Source organism: Nocardioides halotolerans DSM 19273, from assembly GCF_000422805.1.
GTDB lineage: Bacteria > Actinomycetota > Actinomycetes > Propionibacteriales > Nocardioidaceae > Nocardioides > Nocardioides halotolerans.
This window is the reverse complement of record NZ_AUGT01000020.1, coordinates 145,572-165,053: the sequence shown is the minus strand read 5'-3', so window position 1 is coordinate 165,053 and position 19,482 is coordinate 145,572. Positions and strand designations below refer to the sequence as shown.

14 protein-coding genes are annotated in these 19,482 nt (G+C 72.6%); 6 read left to right on the top strand and 8 right to left on the bottom strand.

Translation table 11 applies throughout. The annotated features are described in order from the left end of the window. Positions 1-324: 324 nt before the first annotated feature. Together G514_RS25050 and G514_RS0105310 are read right to left on the bottom strand one after the other, a co-directional pair. The gene (locus G514_RS25050) at positions 325-1,635 is read right to left on the bottom strand and encodes a hypothetical protein (RefSeq protein ID WP_036563670.1); all 1,311 of its coding nucleotides are present in this window, start codon (positions 1,633-1,635) and stop codon (positions 325-327) included. 1 nt (position 1,636) lies between these two features. Next, positions 1,637-2,050, bottom strand: coding sequence for a hypothetical protein (locus G514_RS0105310; RefSeq protein WP_157544615.1), 414 nt, complete (start codon positions 2,048-2,050; stop codon positions 1,637-1,639). Positions 2,051-2,394: 344 nt separating this feature from the next. On the opposite strand from G514_RS0105310, the gene G514_RS0105305 reads away from it, so the two are divergent. Next, positions 2,395-3,051: a hypothetical protein gene (locus G514_RS0105305; RefSeq protein ID WP_028650901.1), complete on the top strand. Its 657-nt coding sequence runs from the start codon at positions 2,395-2,397 to the stop codon at positions 3,049-3,051. A 317-nt stretch (positions 3,052-3,368) separates the two neighbouring features. Here the strand turns inward: G514_RS0105305 and paaK are convergent, their stop codons facing one another. Continuing rightward, positions 3,369-4,655: a phenylacetate--CoA ligase PaaK gene (gene paaK / locus G514_RS0105300; protein WP_036563668.1), complete on the bottom strand. Its 1,287-nt coding sequence runs from the start codon at positions 4,653-4,655 to the stop codon at positions 3,369-3,371. 48 nt (positions 4,656-4,703) lie between these two features. On the opposite strand from paaK, the gene G514_RS0105295 reads away from it, so the two are divergent. Both G514_RS0105295 and G514_RS25045 read left to right on the top strand, forming a co-directional pair. Then, a complete protein-coding gene (locus G514_RS0105295; protein ID WP_036563666.1) occupies positions 4,704-5,885 on the top strand; it encodes a PQQ-dependent sugar dehydrogenase in 1,182 nt (393 codons plus the stop codon). Between the two features lie 34 nt (positions 5,886-5,919). Next, the gene (locus G514_RS25045) at positions 5,920-8,058 is read left to right on the top strand and encodes an MMPL family transporter (protein WP_036563664.1); all 2,139 of its coding nucleotides are present in this window, start codon (positions 5,920-5,922) and stop codon (positions 8,056-8,058) included. A gap of 33 nt (positions 8,059-8,091) precedes the next feature. Here the strand turns inward: G514_RS25045 and G514_RS0105285 are convergent, their stop codons facing one another. Together G514_RS0105285 and G514_RS28995 are read right to left on the bottom strand one after the other, a co-directional pair. Next, entirely contained in the window at positions 8,092-8,943 is an 852-nt protein-coding gene (locus G514_RS0105285) for a hypothetical protein (RefSeq protein ID WP_157544614.1), read from the bottom strand. 42 nt (positions 8,944-8,985) lie between these two features. Then, positions 8,986-9,846 (bottom strand): alpha/beta fold hydrolase, encoded by an 861-nt coding sequence (locus G514_RS28995; protein WP_028650897.1) that lies wholly within the window; start codon positions 9,844-9,846, stop codon positions 8,986-8,988. Positions 9,847-9,891: 45 nt separating this feature from the next. On the opposite strand from G514_RS28995, the gene G514_RS0105275 reads away from it, so the two are divergent. Continuing rightward, positions 9,892-10,242 (top strand): MmcQ/YjbR family DNA-binding protein, encoded by a 351-nt coding sequence (locus tag G514_RS0105275; RefSeq protein ID WP_028650896.1) that lies wholly within the window; start codon positions 9,892-9,894, stop codon positions 10,240-10,242. A gap of 8 nt (positions 10,243-10,250) precedes the next feature. Here the strand turns inward: G514_RS0105275 and G514_RS28990 are convergent, their stop codons facing one another. Continuing rightward, on the bottom strand, positions 10,251-11,489 hold the full coding sequence (locus G514_RS28990) for a sensor histidine kinase (protein ID WP_051246854.1): 1,239 nt from the start codon (positions 11,487-11,489) through the stop codon (positions 10,251-10,253). Then, positions 11,476-12,225 carry a phosphatase PAP2 family protein gene (locus G514_RS25025; protein WP_051246851.1) on the bottom strand — a complete coding sequence of 250 codons (750 nt, stop codon included), beginning with the start codon at positions 12,223-12,225 and terminating at the stop codon, positions 11,476-11,478. Before G514_RS25025 ends, G514_RS28990 begins: the two co-directional genes overlap by 14 nt. Positions 12,226-12,579: 354 nt before the next feature. On the opposite strand from G514_RS25025, the gene G514_RS0105255 reads away from it, so the two are divergent. Next, the gene (locus tag G514_RS0105255; protein ID WP_028650895.1) at positions 12,580-14,139 is read left to right on the top strand and encodes a phospholipase D-like domain-containing protein; all 1,560 of its coding nucleotides are present in this window, start codon (positions 12,580-12,582) and stop codon (positions 14,137-14,139) included. Positions 14,140-14,233: 94 nt separating this feature from the next. Here G514_RS0105255 and G514_RS0105250 read toward each other — a convergent pair whose 3' ends face one another. Continuing rightward, entirely contained in the window at positions 14,234-16,768 is a 2,535-nt protein-coding gene (locus tag G514_RS0105250) for a cation-translocating P-type ATPase (RefSeq protein ID WP_051246847.1), read from the bottom strand. Between the two features lie 252 nt (positions 16,769-17,020). Between G514_RS0105250 and G514_RS25020 the strand changes: the two genes are divergently transcribed. Continuing rightward, positions 17,021-19,462, top strand: a complete 2,442-nt coding sequence (locus tag G514_RS25020; protein ID WP_084151796.1) for a phosphoketolase family protein — start codon at positions 17,021-17,023, stop codon at positions 19,460-19,462. Positions 19,463-19,482 lie beyond the last annotated feature (20 nt).

The window sequence follows — 19,482 nt, the reverse complement described above, 5'->3', positions numbered from 1 at the left end:
GGTGCTGGTCCCTGGCCATCCTGGAATAGGCCCGCGCCCCGCCAAGCCCGGTCTCGGGCTTGAGCCGACTGCGACGTGCAGCGCGAGGAGCCGACCCACGTTTCGACTGTGAGCCACCAGACCGACTGGTGACGCTCGACCTCAGAGAAGCGGAGCGCTCCTGCCGAACGCCGTCATGCGGTAACCAACCCGCGCATATCAGTCTCGACCGCGCGTCGCCAAGACACGCTGCGAAGCAGTCACCCACCCGAGACCGACGAGGCGCCGCCAGGTCACCCGACCCGGCGGCGCCTCACCCTGCCCTTGACAGCCAGCACTCACATATCAGTCGAGGACGCCGGGGGCGACGTCCTCGTCGTCGATCCAGTCGGCGCCGTCGTCGAAGAGGTCGCGCTCCTCGCCCTGGCGCTTCTTGTCCTTGCCGCCGCCGCGGCCGGCGCCCGCGCCGGCTCCGGCACCTCGGGAGCCCGCGCGCCCGGTCGTGCCTCGACCGCCCGCGCCCCGGCTACCACCGCGGCCGTTGCGGCCCGCCGTGCCACCGGCACCCGCACCGCGAGCGCCCGCGCCACGTGCTCCGGCTCCGCGCGCCCCGGCGCCCGTGCCGCGACCCAGGACCGAGCCGACGCCGGTGCGCGAGGTGGACCCGATGCCGCGGACGCCGCTGGACGAGAGTCCGCCGCGGACGCCACCGCCCGCGACCAAGCCGTTGAGCCCGCCGTTGAGACCGCCGGCCGCCAGGCCGGCCGCCGCTGCTCCGCCGAGCGCACCACCCGCGACCGCGCCGACGCCGCCCACGGCACCCGCGCCTCCGCCGACCGTGCCGACACCGCCGGGGACGCCGCCGCCGGTCGGGAAGGGCGAGCCCTGCGTGGGGTCGGGACCCTGCGGGATGCCGGGGTCGGCGGTGGGGTCGTCGACCGTCGGGTCGTCCGTCGTTTCGTCGGTGGTGTCGTCGGTCGTGTCGTTGGTGTCGTTGGTGTCGTCGTGGTCGTGGTTGCCCGGGTCCCAGTCGTTGTGGTGGTCGACGGGCGTGCCCACCGGCACGTGCGTGGTCGTCGTGGGCGGGGTGCCGGCGTTGACCGGGTTGGGGCCCGGGGGCGGCGGAGGCGGGGGCGGCGGGGGCTCGCCGTGGATCTTGGCGAACACCGCGGCCTGCTCGGTGTGGTTCTGCGTCAGCGCGGTGATCGCGTCGCCCGCAGCCGTCTCGCTCTTGTCGTAGTGGTTCCAGAACTGGTTGTTGCTGGTCTTCCAGTCCTTCTGCGCCTGCACGTCGGTGAGGTCGGCCGGCTGCTTGGGCGGCTGCGCCCCCGCGTGCTCGGCGAACTGGCTGTTGGCCTGCTTGGCCGTGTGGATGGCGTTGGCCGCGCGCCGGAACGCCTCCGACCCGTCGTGCATCTGGTCGGCCCGGTCGCTCATCTTCTTGGCAGAGCTGCTGAACGCCGTGCTCGCCGCCGTCGCGGTGCTGCCGCTGAACTCCTCGCTGTGGCCGAACTCCTTGGCCTTGGCGTCGAGCTGGGTCGAGAGACGCCGCAGGAGGCTCTCGGCCTGCGCCCACTGGGTGCTGGCTCCATGGAGCGGCTCCGGGTCGGCGTTCGCGACGTACGCCGCGAGGCGCTGCTGCTGGGGCCCGAGCACGTCAGCTGCCCTCCGAGCTGCTGCCCGGCAGCGTGCACTGGCTCGGTGCGGCGAAGGACGGCGCGATGCAGGCGTCGGCCGCAGCGGCCTTCTTCGTCAGGTCGGCCTGAGCGGTCTCGTCGATGACCTTGACGTCCTTGTAGAGGTCGGTCACGACCCCGCCGTAGCCCATCAGCGCGGCACCCATGTCGACGAGCGCCTGGGCGACGTGCGCGCGGGCCTTGTGGGCGTCACTCGAGCATTGCCGGCTCGCGGGCGAGCTGCCGAACGCGCTGGCCAGCACGTTGTCCGGAGTCATCTCCTTCAGCTCGCCGGCGCTCTCGTCGAGGAAGGCGCGCACGTCGTTGGCCAAGTCCTCAGAGATGCCGAGGGATGGCAGGGCGTTCACCACCGTGCCCACGTCTGGCAAAAGCATGTCGTCGCTCCCGAGTGTCCGATTGCCGGGTACGAGAGTGCTACCCCGCGAGCGTCAAGGCAAACCAAGCGGCGCCAACTGGATACCCCCGCGAGTTTCGGCCCCCAATCCGCGGCGACGCTTCGCTGGCGCCTGGCTCGCTGGCGGTCGCTGCGGCGCGGTCGCCGCGGCCCGGAGGCCGATCGCGGGGCGCCTCGCTGCGCTCGGAACTACCGGGTCGCTGCGCTCCCACCGCTCCCATTGCGCTTCGCGCCCGCGACCCGGCTGCGGAGAGAGACCGCGCTACCGTGATCGGCGGTGGATCCGGGTCCCCCAGTGGCCCGACCCCGCGACTGGAGGACCACGTGACGAGGCAACGCCGTTCCGCTGCCGGCACCCGGGCGGTCCTGCTGCCCGCGCTCCTGCTGTCGCTCTCGGCCGGGCTGGTCGCCTGCGGTGACGACGACCCGGAGCAGGAGCCCGGGCCGACGTCGTCCGCCTCCCCGTCGACCGGAGCGACCGGCCAGACGACGTCCGAACCGACGTCCCCGGACCCCACCGATCCGTCCGCCTCCGACTCGGTCGCAGACCCCTCGGTGGCGCCTGCGACCGGCATCCAGCTCGACGAGGCCTCGTCGACCGTCACCGCGCCCGCGGGGTGGAAGAAGCAGCCCGAGATCCTGGAGTACGCCTCCGCGGCCGCCAAGGGCCAGAGCTCGCTGCAGCTGGTGGACAGCGGCGACATCAGCGGCGGGGCGTCGCTCGACTCGCTCGCGGAGAGCACCCTCGACACGCTGCCGCCGGGCGCGAAGGGCGAGCGACTCCCCGACGTCGAGCTGGACGGCCAGCCCTTCCTGCACGTCCGCTACACGGTCAAGGGCGAGCCGCTGGAGCACCACACGTTCACCACGATCCGCAACGAGCGCAACGTCGGCCTCGACTTCGTCCTGCTCGAGCGCGACGCCGCCACCAACCCCGCGCTCATCGACTCGGTGCTGACCACGTTCCGCTGGACCGCCTGAACTGGCCGCGTGAGGTCCGTCGACGAGCCCGCCCTCGTGCCGGAGTTGCTGATCGATCAGTCACGTCCCCGGGTTACTGATCGATCACACACCTCCCCGGGTTGCTGATCGATCAGCAAGGCGACGAAGCGTGGGTATGCAGCGCACTGGGAGCGGTGGGAGCGAAGCGACCCGGTAGTTCCGAGCGCAGCGAGGCGCCCCGCGATCGGCCTCCGAGCCGTGGCGCCTGCGCCGCAGCGAGCGCCAGCGAGCCAGGCGCCGCGAAGCTGGCGCCACGGACTGGGGGCCGAAGCTCGCGGGGGTATCAGATCCAGGTATCAACGCTCAGGGCGCTGGTCGACGATCCGGCGCATCTTGCCGACGGACCTCTCGATGCCGTCGGGCTCGACGACGTGCACCGCGACCGAGACCCCGATGGTGGCCTTGACCAGCCGCTCGAGCTCGGCGCCGGCCGCGTCGCCGTCGGATGACGAGGCGTCCCCGCGACGCTCCACCCGGACCGTGAGGTCGTCGAGCGTGCCGGTGCGGCTCAGCACGCACTGGAAGTGCGGCGCCAGCGCCGGGAGCGTGAGCAGCAGCTCCTCGATCTGGGTCGGGAACAGGTTCACCCCGCGCAGGATGATCAGGTCGTCGGTGCGGCCGGTGACCTTCTCCATCCGGCGCATGGTCCGCGCGGTACCCGCCAGCAGCCGGGTGAGGTCGCGGGTGCGGTAGCGGACGACGGGCATGGCCTGCTTGGTGAGCGAGGTGAAGACGAGCTCGCCCCGCTCGCCGTCGGGCAGGACCTCGCCTGTGACGGGGTCGACGATCTCCGGGTAGAAGTGGTCCTCCCAGACGTGCAGGCCGTCCTTGGTCTCGACGCACTCCTGGGCGACGCCGGGACCGATCACCTCCGACAGCCCGTAGATGTCGACGGCGTCGATGCCGAGCACGTCCTCGATCTCGAGCCGCATCTGGTCGGTCCAGGGCTCGGCCCCGAAGATGCCGACCTCCAGCGACGACTCGCGCGGGTCGAGACCCTGGCGGCGCATCTCGTCGACGATCGCCAGCATGTACGACGGCGTCACCATGATGACCCGCGGGCGGAAGTCCGTGATCAGCCGGACCTGCCGCTCGGTCATGCCTCCGGAGACCGGGACCACGGTGCACCCGAGCCGCTCGCCCCCGTAGTGCGCACCGAGCCCGCCGGTGAACAGGCCGTAGCCGTAGGCGTTGTGGAGCACGTCGCCCGGCCGGCCACCGGCGGCGCGGATGCTCCGCGCCATCACCGACGCCCACACGTCGAGGTCGCCGGCGGTGTAGCCGACGACGGTGGGCTGCCCCGTCGTGCCGCTCGACGCGTGCACGCGGACGACCTCCTCGCGCGGCACCGCGAACATGCCGAACGGGTAGTGGGCGCGCAGGTCGTCCTTGCTCGTCAGCGGGATCCTGGCCAGGTCGGACAGGTCGCGGACGTCGTCGGGGTGCACGCCGGCCGTGTCCCATGTCTCGCGGTAGTGCGCGACGTTCGCGTACGCGTGCCGCAGCGTGGCTCGCAGCCGCTCGGTCTGCAGCGACCTCAGCTCGTCGACGGACGCGGTCTCGATGGGGTCGAGCTCCTCCATGCCCACGGCTCGCAACCTACGCCCGGCCCACGGCCCTACGGTGGTCGCATGGGCGCACGGACGACGAGGCGGACGTTGCTGCGCGGCAGCGCGCTCGCCCCGCTGGCGGCGCTGGCGGCCTGCAGCGGCGACGAGCCGACCGGCGCACCTACGCCGGCACCCACGCCGTCATCCACGCCGCCCCCGTCGCCCGCCCAGTCGACCACGCCGACCACGCCGGCATCCGCGCCCACCGCCACCGGCGCCCCGCACGCTCGGGTCGCCGGCGAGGTGGTGAGGGGGCTCGCGGTCCCGTGGGGCATTGCGCTCCTGCCCGACGGCACCGCGCTGGTCGGTGAGCGCGACACCGGTCGGCTGCTCCGGGTCGCGGACGGCCGCGCCGAGCCGCTCGGCACCCTGGAGGTGCGCTCCCGGCTCGACGAGGGCGGCGAGACCGGCCTGCTCGGGCTCGCCCTCGACCCGGCGTTCGCGGACAACCGGATCGTCTACGCCTACCTCTCCACCGACGAGGACAACCGGGTCGTGCTCTTCTCCTTCGACGGCACGACGCTCGGCGCCCCCACACCGATCCTCACCGGCATCGGCACGTCCACCCACCACAACGGCGGCGGGCTCGCCTTCGGCCCCGACGGAATGCTCTACGTCTCCACCGGGGACGCCGAGGACCCCGCCGCCGCACAGGACACCGCCTCGCTGGACGGGAAGGTGCTGCGCATCACCAACCTCGGGACGGCGCCGCGTGACAACCCGTTCGGCAACCCGGTGTGGAGCTACGGGCACCGCAACGTCGAGGGCCTCGCGTTCGACGGCACCGGCCGGCTGTGGGCGGCCGAGTTCGGCGACAAGGGTGCCGACGAGCTCAACCTCGTCGAGGCGGGGAAGAACTACGGCTGGCCCGACGTCGAGGGCACCGACGGCCCGGGCGGGTACGCCGACCCGCTGGCCGAGTGGCCCGTCGACCAGTGCTCCCCCAGCGGCGTCGCGATCGCCGCCGGACGCGCCTGGCTCGGCGCGCTGCAGGGCGAGTGCCTCTGGTCCGTCGTGCTCGACGGTCCGGACGCCGGCCGGACCGAGCAGCACCTCGCGGGCCAGCTCGGCCGGCTCCGCTCGGTCGTCCTGGCGCCCGACGGCTCGCTGTGGGTCACCACCTCCAACCGCGACGGCCGTTCCGAGCCGCGACCCGGCGACGACCGGATCCTGCGGGTCGTCCTCGAGCAAAAACCCGGATGACCCGACCCGGGGTCCGGCCGATAGGTTCGCCCGCATGTTCGGTGCCCTCGGTCGTCTCGCCTCCCGCCGTCCCTGGCTCGTCATCGCCGCGTGGGTGGTGTTCGCCGTCGCTGTGGTCGGCCTGGCACCCGCCTTCAAGGCCACCCAGGACCAGGCCGAGTTCCTGCCCGGCCATTACGAGTCGATCAAGGCCTTCGAGCTCCAGGACGACGCGTTCGGCTCGACCAGCCAGGTCGCCGCGATCGTGGTCTTCGACCGCAAGGACGGCGGCAAGCTCACGTCCGACGACCAGGCCCAGGTCGAGTCGGTCGTCGACGACATCAGCGGCAAGATGGGCAGCGGCGACCTGAAGAAGGCGTTCACCGGCATCCAGGTGCAGCCGCCATCCGAGAACGGCCTCGTCCAGCTCGCCGTCGTCGGGCTCTCCGACGACGTCACGGGCTACGACACGGCGTCGTTCGACGCGGTGAAGGCGTTGCGCGCGGACCTGGAGAAGTCGGTCACCGGCGACCTGGAGTACGGCGTCACCGGCACGGTCGCGCAGGGCTACGACCAGCAGGAGTCCGGCAACAAGGCCCTGCTCATCGTCGGGCTGGCGACGATCCTGCTGATCATCGTGCTGCTCGCGCTGATCTTCCGCAGCGTGCTCATCTGCCTGATGCCGATCATCGTGGTGGCGATCGTCTCGCAGATCGCGACCGGGCTGATCGCGACCGCCAACAAGGTCTTCGACCTGAAGGCCAGCAGCGACATCCAGACGATCCTCGTCGTGGTCCTCTACGGCATCGGCACCGACTACATCCTGTTCTTCCTCTTCCGCTACCGCGAGCGGCTGCGCGAGGGCGAGGAGAAGCGCCCCGCCGTGGCGCACGCCCTCGAGCGGGCGGGTGAGGCGATCGCCTCCGCCGGTGGTGCCGTGATCGTGGCCTTCATGGCGCTGGTCCTCAGCTCGCTCGGCATCTTCCGGTCGATCGGCCCGGCGCTCGCGATCGCGGTCGCCGTCACACTGCTGGCCGCCCTGACGCTGGTGCCGGCGGTCGTCACCGTCCTCGGCCGCGCCCTGTTCTGGCCGTCGAAGAGCTACCTCAAGGAGCCGGAGGCGGCGCGGTTCGCCGCGGTCGGTGCCTCGCTGTCGCGGAACCCGGGCCGCTACGCCCTGGTCTCGGGTGGCGTCCTCGCGCTCCTCGCGATCGCGGCGTTCTCCTTCAACCCCTCCTTCGACCTCGGCGGCAGCAGCACCGCGGGCGACGAGGAGTCGGCGGTCGCGCTGAGGACCCTGGAGAAGGGCTTCCCGGCCGGCGCCACCGACCCGACCACGGTGTTCCTCCGCTCCACCGACGGTGACCGGCTGAGCGAGGACGAGCTCTCGTCGTTCCAAGCGGCCCTCGCCGACGCCGACGGCGTCGCGCAGACGGCGCCTGCCGAGACCAACGACGACGGGACGGTGGCGCAGTTCAGCGTCTTCCTCGACGGCGACCCCGCGTCCGACGCCTCCATCGCCGCGGTCAAGGGGCCGATCCGCGACGCCGCCCACGAGGCGGCGCCCGACGGCACCGAGGCGCTCGTCGGCGGGATCACCTCGGTCTACGTCGACTTCCAGGCCGCCATGAACCGCGACTACTCCGTCGTCTTCCCGGTCGCGGCCCTGGTCATCATGGTGATCCTGGCGCTGCTGCTGCGCAGCCTGGTGGCACCGCTCTACCTCATGGGCGCGGTCGCGCTCGGCTTCGGGGCGACGCTCGGCGCCACCGCGCTGGTCTTCCAGAACATCAAGGGCGACGCCGGCCTGCTCTTCCTGCTGCCGATCTACGTCTACCTGTTCGTGGTCGCGCTCGGCACCGACTACAACATCTTGATGATCGCCCGGCTGCGGGAGGAGGCGAGGGACGGGCTGGAGCCACGCGCCGCCGCGGCCGAAGCGGTCAAGCACGCCGGGCCGACGGTCGGCGCCGCCGGTGTCATCCTCGCCGGCACGTTCGCGTCGCTGATGCTGGCCGGCAACTCGTTCTTCCTCTCCATGGGCTTCGCCCTCGCCTTCGGCATCCTGGTGTCGGCGTTCGTGATGGCGATGTTCTTCGTGCCGGCGATCACCTCGATGATCGGGCACGCCGCCTGGTGGCCCGGCCACGGCGACGAGAAGAGGCCGGAGCACGTCCAGGAACCTGCCTCCTAGGCCATGTCTCGGCCTGGGGCGCGAGCGTGAGGGTCAGCCCCGGCCGCGCACGCAGATCGGCGGCGGGTACTCCTGGAGCGTGCGCAGCGACAGCGTCGACATGGTGAGGGTCAGCCAGTCCGGGGTGAGGTAGCGCGCCTTGCCGATCCCGACGTCGCGGACGGCGCCGGGCCGGGCGCCGACGTACCGGTCGAGCCAGTAGTCGGCGCCGGCGCTGGCGAGGTAGCGCGCGAGGTGTCGCTCGTCGACGCCGTGGGGGTCGTCCATGATCACCCGCGCGGAGTACGTCACGACCACCCCGGCGACGTCGGACGGGTCGATCTTCGCGCGGGCGCGGATCGAGTAGAGGTGGAAGTTGTAGCCACCGCCCAGCGTGGCCGAGACCGCGCCGTCGGGCTCGTTGCGGAGGTCGGCCGGCTTGCTGGCGTTGCCGCTGAAGTCCTCGACGTAGTTGGCGCCGTTGACCCGCTTCGAGGCGTTGCAGCGGCGCCACGTGCCGCTCCGCCGCGACAGGATCCACACCGCGATGTCGCGGCAGGCGACCCGCACGTTGCGCGCCGGGCTGCCGTGGAGGTCCTCGTAGACCTGGCCCCACGCGCTGATCGCGTGGAAGCCGAGCCGGTCCGGGTGGTTGCCGGCGCCGATGCGCGGGCGCTTGGCCCAGTTGTACGACGACGGGACGCCGTGCATGCGGCCCTGGTGCGTGCCGCTCATGTCCCGCTTGAGCAGCACCGCCACCTTCTCGCGAGGCGCGCAGCCGCGCCCGCGCAGCACCGCGTCGTCGGGCGGCTCGAGCCCCTCGGCGCGGCCGGGTGCGGCGAGGAGGGCAGCGGGCGCGACGAGCGCCGCGCCGCGCACGAGGGAGCGTCGGGTCAACGGATCCATCCGGAGAACGGTAGGCGATGCGCTCGATGCCCCGCAGGGCATCTACCTACCGAGCCACTCGGCCACGGTCCGGCCCAGCTCCGCGCGCAGGTCGGTGACCAGGCTGTGTGTGGCGCCCTCGACGAGGCGTACGTCGGCCTGTGGGACGGCGTCTCGGAAGGCCTGCCCGGCCCGCTCGTTCTGCTCGCGGGCCGACTCCGGCTCGGTCGCGAGCAGCAGCAGCGTGGGCGTGCCGGCGGCCCCGAGCGCCGGCCACGTCGCACTCTGCCGCGCCCGGGCCAGATGGAAGAGCGCGGCGCCCTGGGCCTCCGGGGTCACCCGCGACACCAGATGGTCGTCGTCCTCGACCATGCCGAGCAGGAGATCGTCCATCAGCGGATCGTCGGCGTCGACCTCGACGGCCTCCGCGAGGGCTTGCCGGTCCGCGACCTCGAGCCGCCGCTCCCGGGCGCGCGCCACCCAGTCGTCGAGGGAGAGGTCCGCGTCGGCGCCGTTCACGTCGGCGTAGTCGAGGTGGCCGCTGTCGACCAGCACGAGCGCCGCGAGGACCCCCGGCGAGCGCGACTGCATGTGCATCGCGATCGCGCCGCCCCAGCTGTGCGCGAGGAGCGTCACCGGTCCGGTCGCCCCGAGCGCGTCGACCCACTGCCAGACGAGGTCGGCCAGGAGCGCGACGTCGTACTCCTCGGCCCGCAGGGCCGGGGTCATCCCGTAGCCCGGCAGGTCCGGCGCGACGACGCGGTAGCCGGCGTCGACCAGCGGGCCGACCGCACAGCCGAACAGGGCTCCGGTCGAGACCGGACCCATCGAGTGCAGCGCGACGACCAGCCGCGCACCGGTCTCGTCGCCCCACTCGCGGAGCGCGACGTCGCCGGCGTCGGTCGTCATGGTCCGGGTGCGCATGGCGACACCCTCGCCGGTGTCGGCCGGTCTGACTAGGTTTCGGGCGTGGGCTGTGCGATCGCGGACTTCGTCGAGCTGGTCCACCAGCTCGACGACGTGACCCAGCACGACCGCGAGCGGTGGTCGGCGTTCGACGTCGGTCGCCGGACCTTCGGCTACCTCTGGCCGCGCACGAGCACGGTCGGCCTCAAGCAGACGATCGCCGAGCAGCTCGCGCTGGTGGCCGAGCGCCCCGAGGTCTTCGAGGTGCAGTACACCGCGCACGGCTTCGGCTGGGTGGTCGTCCGCCTCGACGGCATCGAGCGAGACGAGCTCGCCGAGCTCACCTTCGAGGCCTGGCGCCTCACCGCGCCGGAGGTCCTGGTCGAGGCCCGCGCCGACCGCCTTCCGGTCTGACGCGGCAGTCAGCCCAGCGCCGGCAGCAGCACGCGGAACGTCGTGCCGTCGCCGAGCTCGGACTCGAGCTCGATGCGGCCCCGGTGGCGGCGCACCACGCGCTCGACCACCGTCAGGCCGAGCCCGGTGCCGGGACGGGTGCGGGCCTCGACGCTCTCGGAGCGGAAGAACTCCTCGAAGAGCCGGCCCTGCTCCTCCTGCGCGATGCCGATGCCCTCGTCGGCGACGCACAGCTCGACGTACGCCGTGCCGCCCTGCACGACGCGCTGGGCGGTCGCGGTCACCGAGCCGCCGGCGTCGGAGTACTTCAGGGCGTTGGAGAGCAGGTTGCCCACGAGGTCCTCGAGCTCGCCGGGGTCGCCGCTCACCAGCAGCGGCCCGGCGGGCAGGTCGAGGCGCACCTTCACGTCGGCGGCGGCGGCCTCGGCGCGCACCGAGTCGCCGACGTCGCGGACCAGCGCGACGAGGTCGACCTCGACCTCGTGCAGCGGCCGGTCGGGGTTGTTGACCTTCGCGAGCGCGAGGAGGTCCTCGATCATCGACTGGATGCGGCCGGTGGCGCGCTCGATCGCGCGCAGCGGCCGCTCTCTGGTGTCACCGGGCTCGAGCTGGTCGAAGAGGAGCTCGAGGTTGCCGGTGATCGCCGCGACGGGGTTCTGGAGCTGGTGGGAGAGCGCGTCGATCAGCTGGCCACGGTAGTCGGAGGTGGCGCGCTCGCGGTGCATCCCGGTCTCGAACTCGTGCCGCTCCAGCAGGGTCACGACCGCGCGGCCGGCCTGGCGTGCGTGCTGCTCGATCACCCGGCGCTGCTCGGTGTCGGGGCGCAGCCCGTTGCGCGGCACGTCGACAGAGAGGACGCCGCGCAGCTGCCCGGCGTCGTCCTCGAGCAGCGCCACGAGCAGGTCGTTGGGGTGCCAGGCGTCCGGGGCGTCCACCGGCGCGAGGTCGGGGATGAAGGAGAGGTCGGCCAGCTCGCGCGACTGGCGCTCGGCCGGGAGGAACTTCAGCGACCCCCAGTCCTCCGCGCGCTCGAGCTCGGCGAGCACAGCCGACACCTTCGGCTGGAGCGTCGAGGGCTCGGGGTCGGCGTGCGCGGAGCCGGCGATGGCGATCGTGTGCAGGCGGCCGTCGTGGACGATGCTGATCGCCGCCAGCTCGAAGCCGGCGAGCTCGGTCACGCCCTCGGCGATGAGCTGCAGCGCGGCCCGGTCGACCTCGCCGGGCTCGACCCCGTCAGCTGTCCCCATGAGGGAGGTGTAACACGGCGTCCCTCTCCGCCGGGGCGTTTCGGCCGGGTCCGGGGTGGCGCATCACCAGGACCACGCCCGCGAGGAGGAGCAGTGCCACCAGCCCGTCGATCCAGTAGTGGTTGGCGGTGACCACGACCACCAGCACGGTCAGCAGCATGTGGCCGGTCGCGATCCACGCCAGCCAGCGCGGCCCGGTGCGGTGGATGACGTAGGCGATGAGCGCGGCCCACCCGATGTGGAGGCTCGGCATCGCGGCGAACTGGTTGGCCATCGCGCCGCTCGCGCCGGAGTAGGCGTTGGGACCGTAGGCCGCCATCGTGTCGACGAACCCCCACTGGGGGAACATCCGCGGCGGCGCCAGCGGGAACACGATGTGCACGACGAGCGCGATGCTGGTCAGGGCGATCACGAGGTTGCGCGCCCAGCGGTACTCCGCGCGCGGCCGGAACAGATAGCCCCAGACGAGGAAGGCGATCATCGTCGGGAAGTGCACCGAGAAGTAGTAGACGTTCGCCGCGTGCAGCACCGACTCCCACGGCACCAGGCTCTGCACCCACGCCTCGGAGGGCAGGTGGAGGGCGCGCTCGAGGTGGTGCACCTGCAGGGCGTGCTCGTACGCCGCGGCGCTCTCGCCGCGGGCCAGGAGCCGGCCGGCGCGGTAGAGCTCGAAGACCACGAGCACCAGGGCGAGCTCGAGGAGGGCGCGCAGGACGGTGGGCGCGACGCTGCTCACCGTGCGTCGTACGACCGCAGGTGCCCTACTGGGGTTCAGCAGTGCCATCCGACCTCCTCGCCGTAGTTCTATCCACAGCAAGCACTTCTCGTCACCCGGGATTCCCCCCGGCCCTCCCCTGACCGGCCCCCGACCGGCGCCGGCCGCGCCGTGCCGTCCCGCCGCCGACACCCTCTCGACGTCGCGCCGGCTCGTTCTGTGACCTGTGTTGACCTGTCCGCATCCTGCATCTCATCGCGCGGTGACGCGGTGATCGCCGAAGCATCCCGCAGAATGCGTGCAGGGAGAGCGAACCTCTGGCGGCTTCCGCGCGTCAATGGTGCGGAGGGAGTCTCCGGTCCGAAAGGGAACACGTTGAACAAGATCCCGGCCTTCGTGGCCGCCGCCGTCTCGACCATGCTCGTCACGAGCATCGGCCCGACCACCCCGGCCAGGGCGGTGACGGCAGCCGACGACCGGTCCAGCCCGGCGGCCTCCGGGGCGGCCTCCGGGCCGGCCTCCGGGGCCGCCCCGTCCGGCTCGGCGACGAAGACCACCGCCGAGGCCGACCGCGGCACGGCCGCGCGAGGACGCGGCGGGCGCTACCACGTGCCGACGGGCGCGTACTTCAACAACCCGCGGGGCGGCTGGGACTCCCGCATGCGCATCGAGCGCCAGATCCTGCGCGCGATCAAGGCCACCAAGAAGGGCTCCGTCATCCGGATCGCGCTCTACTCCTTCGACCGCATCCCGGTCGCCCAGGCGCTCATCGCGGCGAAGCGCCGCGGCGTGCACGTCCAGATCCTGCTGAACGACCACCAGGACACCAAGGCGATGAAGATGCTGCGCGGCTACCTCGGCACCAACGTCAAGAAGCGCGACTTCATCTACAAGTGCCACTCGGGCTGCCGCACCGACAACCGCAAGCGCCTGCTGCACACGAAGTTCTACACGTTCACCAAGGCCGGTGGCTCGAAGTGGGCGCTGTTCTTCGGCTCGCACAACCTGACGATGAACGCCATGCGGCACCAGTGGAACGACCTCTACCTCATGGACGGCGACAAGGAGCTGTTCCAGCAGTACGTCGCGCTCTTCGACGACATGAAGAAGGACTACGAGAAGGCCCAGAAGCCGTTCCCGGCGTTCTGCGGCATCCCCGCCAACGGCGTCGCGTGCGACGACGCGATCGACAAGGGGACCACCGTGACCTTCCCCAAGCTGGTCGGCCCCAAGAACGACCCGATCGTGCAGATCCTCAACCGCGTGCAGTGCATCACGGTCGCGGCCGACGGTCGCCGGGTCCGCACCAAGCTGGCCGTCAACATGCACACGATCCGCGGGCACCGCGGCAACTACCTCGCCGACGCCTACCGGCGGAAGTTCGCGGAGGGCTGCCAGGCCCGCTTCAGCTTCGGGCTCGTGGGCGCGCGCACCAAGGGTCACCTCGGCGCCATGACGCCGCGCGGTCGGATGCCTCTGCGCTCGACCGGGTTCGACTACCACCCCGAGAACAACGAGGACCCGAAGAACAACCCGGACGAGAAGCTCGACCTCACCCTCGACTACTACTCGCACCAGAAGTTCCTGATCATCCAGGGCAACTACGCCGGCGACCCCAACGCCCAGCTGGTGTTCACCGGCTCGTCCAACTGGGGTGCGCTCGGCTCGGTGAACGACGAGATCCTGGTGTCGGTGCCGGGCCGGAGGACCGCCCGCCAGTACCTCCGCCAGTTCAACTTCGAGTGGCGGCCGGGCAACTCGCGCAACGCCTACACGACGTCCTACCTCCACTTCCGCGTCCCCGTCGTGCACCGGGGTCCCGACGGCGAGGAGGTCACGACGTACAAGACCGTCACCCGCAAGCGCGTCGTCGTCGACCCGCGCCTGGTCTACCGGCCCGGTGCCGACTACGGCCCCTACTGGGAGGACGACTGAGCCCGGCCGACCGCGGCCGGGTCAGGCCGGCAGCCTGACCGCAGGAAGCGGGGCCGGTAGCGAGTGGGGTCCCGCGCGGTCCTCGCGCCGCCGCTCAGCGGACCGGGGTCGGTCGCGACTCCGGCCCGCTACCCGGATGCGCCCGGGTGAGCCGCACCAGCACGCCCGGCAGGACCGCCAGCAGCACCAGCCAGAGCAGCTCGGCCACCCGGGGCGGCTCGGTGCCGAGCAACCCGGCCAGGCCGGGGAGCGCCGCTCCGCCGACCTGGAGCGCTGCGGCGCACAGGACGGCGAGCTCGAGGCCGCGCTCGTTCCAGCGCCAGGTCCGCGGGGTGCGTGGAGCCCTCAGGGCCAGGGCCACGAAGAGCTGGCCCAGCCCCAGGGTGAGGAAGACCGCCGTCCGCACGTCGCTCCCGGCCCATGACGCCCACCACGCGGCGGCCAGCGACGTCGCCGTCACCAGGGCGCCGGCGAACGCGATCTGCCCGACCAGGACGCGGTCGAGGATCGATCGGTCGGGGGCGGGCGAAGGGCGCCGCATCGTCGCGGGGTCGAGCGGCTCGCCGCCGAACGCCACCCCCGGCAGGCCGTGGGTGAGCATGTTGACCCACAGGATCATCGCCGGCGTGAGCGGGATCCCCAGGCCGGCCAGCGGGGCGATGAGCAGGACCGCCACCTCCGCGACCCCACCGGCCAGGCCGTAGCGCAGGAAGGTGCGGATGTTGGCGTGGATCCGGCGCCCCTCGGCCACCGCGACGACCAGGGTGCCGAGGTCGTCGTCGACGAGCACCAGGTCCGCGGCCTGTCGGGCCACCTCGGTCCCGCGGCCGCCCATCGCCACGCCGATGTCCGCACGGCGCAGGGCCGGAGCGTCGTTGACCCCGTCGCCCGTCATCGCCACCACCGCGCCGTACGCCTGCCACGCCTCGACGATGCTCACCTTCTGCTCGGGCCGGATCCGGGCGTAGACGTCGATCTCCTCGACCCGGTCGAGGTGCTCGCCCCGCGCCACTGCGGCGCCCTCGACCACCCGCCCCGTTCCCAGGATGCCCACCTGCGCGGCGATCGCGCTCGCCGTCGCCGGGTGGTCGCCGGTGACGAGGACGGTGCGGATGCCGGCTTCCCGGCACTGCTCGACGACGGTCGCTGCGGCCGGGTGCGGCGGGTCGATCACGGCCACGAGGCCGGCCCAGGCGCGGTCCTCGGCGACGGCGAGCACCCGGTGCCCCTCGGCGGCCAGCCGCCGGGCCTCCGCGGCGGCGCGGTCGGCGACTGGTCCGGCCGGGAGCAGGGCCAGGACGGTCTCGGGCGCGCCCTTGACCACCTCGAGCCGCGTCCCGTCCGCCGCCCGGTGGACGGTGCGGGCCCAGCCGAGCGCGCTGTCGAACGGTGTCTCGTCCACCCGCGTCCACCCGCCGAGAGTCTCCGACGTGGCCCCGACCTTGGCCGCGGCGACCAGGAGTGCCACGTCGAACGGGTCCCCGACCGGCTGCCAGTCGTCGTGGGCACCTGCGACCAGGGTGGCGTCGTTGCACAGCGCCGCGTCCCGCAGCAACCGGGTCGCGCCGCTCACGGCGGACCCTGACCCGGTGACCGCACCGGCTCGGCCGTACGCCGTGCCCGAGACCTCGCACGGACCCTCGGGGGTCCACAGCCGGCGGACCGTGAGCACGCCCGGAGTCAGGGTGCCCGTCTTGTCCGAGGCCACCACGGTCACCGAGCCCAGCGTCTCCACCGCCGGCAGTCGACGCACGACCGCGTGACGCCTGGCCATCCGGTGCGCGCCCAGGGCGAGGGAGATCGTCACGACCGCCGGCAGCGACTCGGGCACGGCCGCGACACCGAGGCTGACCGCGAGCACCGCGGCCCTGGGCCACGACTCCCCCTGCGCGAGCGCCAGCGCGAGGACGACGAGGCACAGCGCGCCCGTCACGACCACCAGCTGGCGCGAGAGGACCGCGAGGCGACGCTGCAGCGGGGTGGGGCGGACCCGTCCCCCGACCAGCGCGGCGATCTGGCCGAGCGCGCTCGCCGTCCCGGTGCGGACGACGCGGCCCACCCCGCGGCCCCGCGTCACGACCGTGCCGGCGAGGATCTCCTCGGCCGGGTCCCTGCGCACGGGGAGCGACTCACCGGTCATCGCGGACTCGTCGACCTCGAGGTCCCTCGCCTCGAGCACCGCCAGGTCGGCCGGCACGACGTCCCCCGCCTCGAGCCTGACGACGTCGCCCGGCACCACGTCTGACGCGGCCAGCGCGAGGAGCCGGCCGTCCCGCCACACGTGCGCGACCGGTGCCGCCATCCGCGAGAGGGCGTCGACCGCCCGCTGGGCGCGCACCTCCTGGACGACCCCGACCGTGGTGTTGAGGACGACGACCGCGGCGATGATCGCCGCGTCGGAGGTGTCCCCCACGGCCACGACCAGCACGAGCGCCGCGCACAGCAGCAGGATCATCGGGTCGGTCAGCTGGTGGAGCACGCGCGCCGCGACCGACGGGCCCGGATCGACGGGGAGCTCGTTGCGACCGTGCTCGACGAGCCGGCGCGTCGCCTCGGCCGCCGAGAGCCCCTCGCTGCCGCTCGCGTCCACCGCGGGCACGGACGACCCGTCGTGGGACAGCGCAGACATGAGTGGTTCCTCTTCTCCTGGTCCTGCGACCAGCCCACCCGACCCCGGCTGCGCACCACAGGGGCCAAGGTCATCCGCGCGAAGGCCCCAGGCCCCCGGTGGCGGGCGCAACGGTCTGCCGCCGGCCGGCGCGACCCCAGCCGTGATCCAACCTCGCTCCCACACGCTTGACGGGGGCCGCGCCGGTCACCCACGTTTGAGGACCAGCGCCCTGCCGACGCACGACGCCCGACGACCGAGGAGTGGACCGCCGTGAGCGACGAGAACGAGACCACCCCGCCCGCCCGCCTCAGCGAGGACGAGCTGTCACTGCTCGACGCGTGGTGGCGTGCCGCCAACTACGTGTCGGTCGGGCAGATCTACCTCCTCGACAACCCGTTGCTGCGCCGGCCGCTGGAGCGCGAGGACATCAAGCCGCGGCTGCTCGGCCACTGGGGCACCACGCCCGGGCTCAACCTGCTCTGGACCCACCTCAACCGGCTGATCCGCGAGCGCGACGTCAACGCGATCTTCCTCGCCGGGCCGGGGCACGGCGGGCCTGCGGCCGTCGCCAACGCGTGGCTGGAAGGGACGTACTCCGAGGTCTACCCGCGCGTCGGCGACGACGAGGTCGGGCTGCAGCGGCTGTTCCGGCAGTTCTCGTTCCCGGGCGGCATCCCGAGCCACGTCGCCCCGGAGACCCCGGGCTCGATCCACGAGGGCGGTGAGCTCGGCTACGTGCTCTCCCACGCCTACGGCGCCGCGATGGACAACCCCGACCTCGTGGTCGCCGCGGTCGTGGGCGACGGCGAGTTCGAGACCGGCCCGCTGGCCGCGTCGTGGCACGCCAACAAGTTCGTCGACCCCGTGCACGACGGTGCGGTGCTGCCGATCCTCCACCTCAACGGCTACAAGATCGCCAACCCCACCGTCCCGGCGCGGATCCCGCGCGAGGAGCTCGTGAGCCTGCTGCGCGGCTACGGGCACGAGGTGCTGACGGTCGAGGGCGACGACCCGGGCGACGTCCACCAGCAGCTGGCCGCCGCCATGGACCAGGCGCACGACCGGATCCGCGAGATCCAGGAGGCTGCGCGAGAGCGCGGCGACGTCGAGCGCCGGCCCTGGCCGATGATCCTGCTCGTCACGCCCAAGGGCTGGACCGGGCCCGCCGAGGTCGACGGCGTCCAGGTCGAGGGCACCTGGCGCGCGCACCAGGTGCCGCTCGCCGCGACCAGGGAGAACGACGAGCACCGTGCGCAGCTCGAGGAGTGGATGCGGTCCTACCGGCCCGAGGAGCTCTTCGACGAGGACGGGCGGCTGGTCGAGTCGCTGCGGGCGCTCGCCCCCGAGGGCCACCGGCGGATGAGCGCCAACCCGCACGCCAACGGAGGGCGCCTGCGTCGACCGCTCGACCTGCCGGACTTCCGGGCGCACGCGGTCGACGTACCGTCGCCGGGTGGCTCGGTGCACGAGCCGACCCGCGAGCTCGGCCGCTTCCTCGTCGACGTGGTCCGCGACAACGCCGACAACTTCCGGGTCTTCGGGCCCGATGAGACGGCGTCCAACCGGCTCGACGCGGTCTACGAGGTGACCGACAAGGTGTTCGCCGGCGAGATCCTGCCGGTCGACGAGCACCTCGCGACCAGCGGCCGCGTGATGGAGATCCTGTCCGAGCACACCTGCCAGGGCTGGCTGGAGGGCTACCTGCTCACCGGCCGGCACGGCGTCTTCAGCTGCTACGAGGCGTTCATCCACATCGTCGACTCGATGCTCAATCAGCACGCGAAGTGGCTGAAGACCACGCGCGAGCTGGAGTGGCGGCCGCGCATCTCCTCGCTCAACTACCTGCTCAGCTCGCACGTGTGGCGGCAGGATCACAACGGCTTCTCCCACCAGGACCCCGGGTTCATCGACCACGTGGTCAACAAGAAGGCCGAGGTGGTCCGGGTCTACCTGCCGCCGGACACCAACACCCTGCTCTCGACGATGGCACACTGCCTCGCGAGCGAGCACTACGTGAACGTCGTCGTCGCCGGCAAGCAGCCGCAGTTCGACTGGCTCGACGCCGACGCGGCCGACCTGCACTGCGCGCGCGGCGTGGGGATCTGGGACTGGGCCTCGAACGACGGCGACGACCCCGACGTCGTGATCGCGAGCGCCGGCGACGTGCCGACCCTCGAGGCACTCGCCGCGACGAGCATCCTGCGCGAGCGGCTCCCCGACCTGCGGGTGCGCTTCGTGAACGTCGTCGACCTCATGCGGCTCCAGGACGAGTCCGAGCACCCGCACGGGCTCTCGGGCCGCGACTTCGACACGGTCTTCACCGCCGACAAGCCGGTGATCTTCGCCTACCACGGCTACCCGTGGCTGATCCACCGCCTGACCTACCGCCGCACCAACCACGACAACATCCACGTGCGCGGCTACAAGGAGGAGGGCACCACCACCACGCCGTTCGACATGGTGATGATGAACGACCTCGACCGGTTCCACCTGGTCATGGACGTCATCGACCGGGTCCCGTCGCTCGGCTCGCACGCCGCGGCCCTTCGCCAGGAGATGGGTGACCTGCGCCGCCGGGCCCGCGCCTGGACCCGCGACCACGGCGAGGACCTGCCCGAGGTCCGCGACTGGTCGTGGGGCGACCTGTCACCCGAGGCCGGTGCCTCCCCCTCGACGACCGCCCAGCCGGAGTCGCCCGCCGACCGCAACTGAGCCAGGCCGAGTCCCCGCGG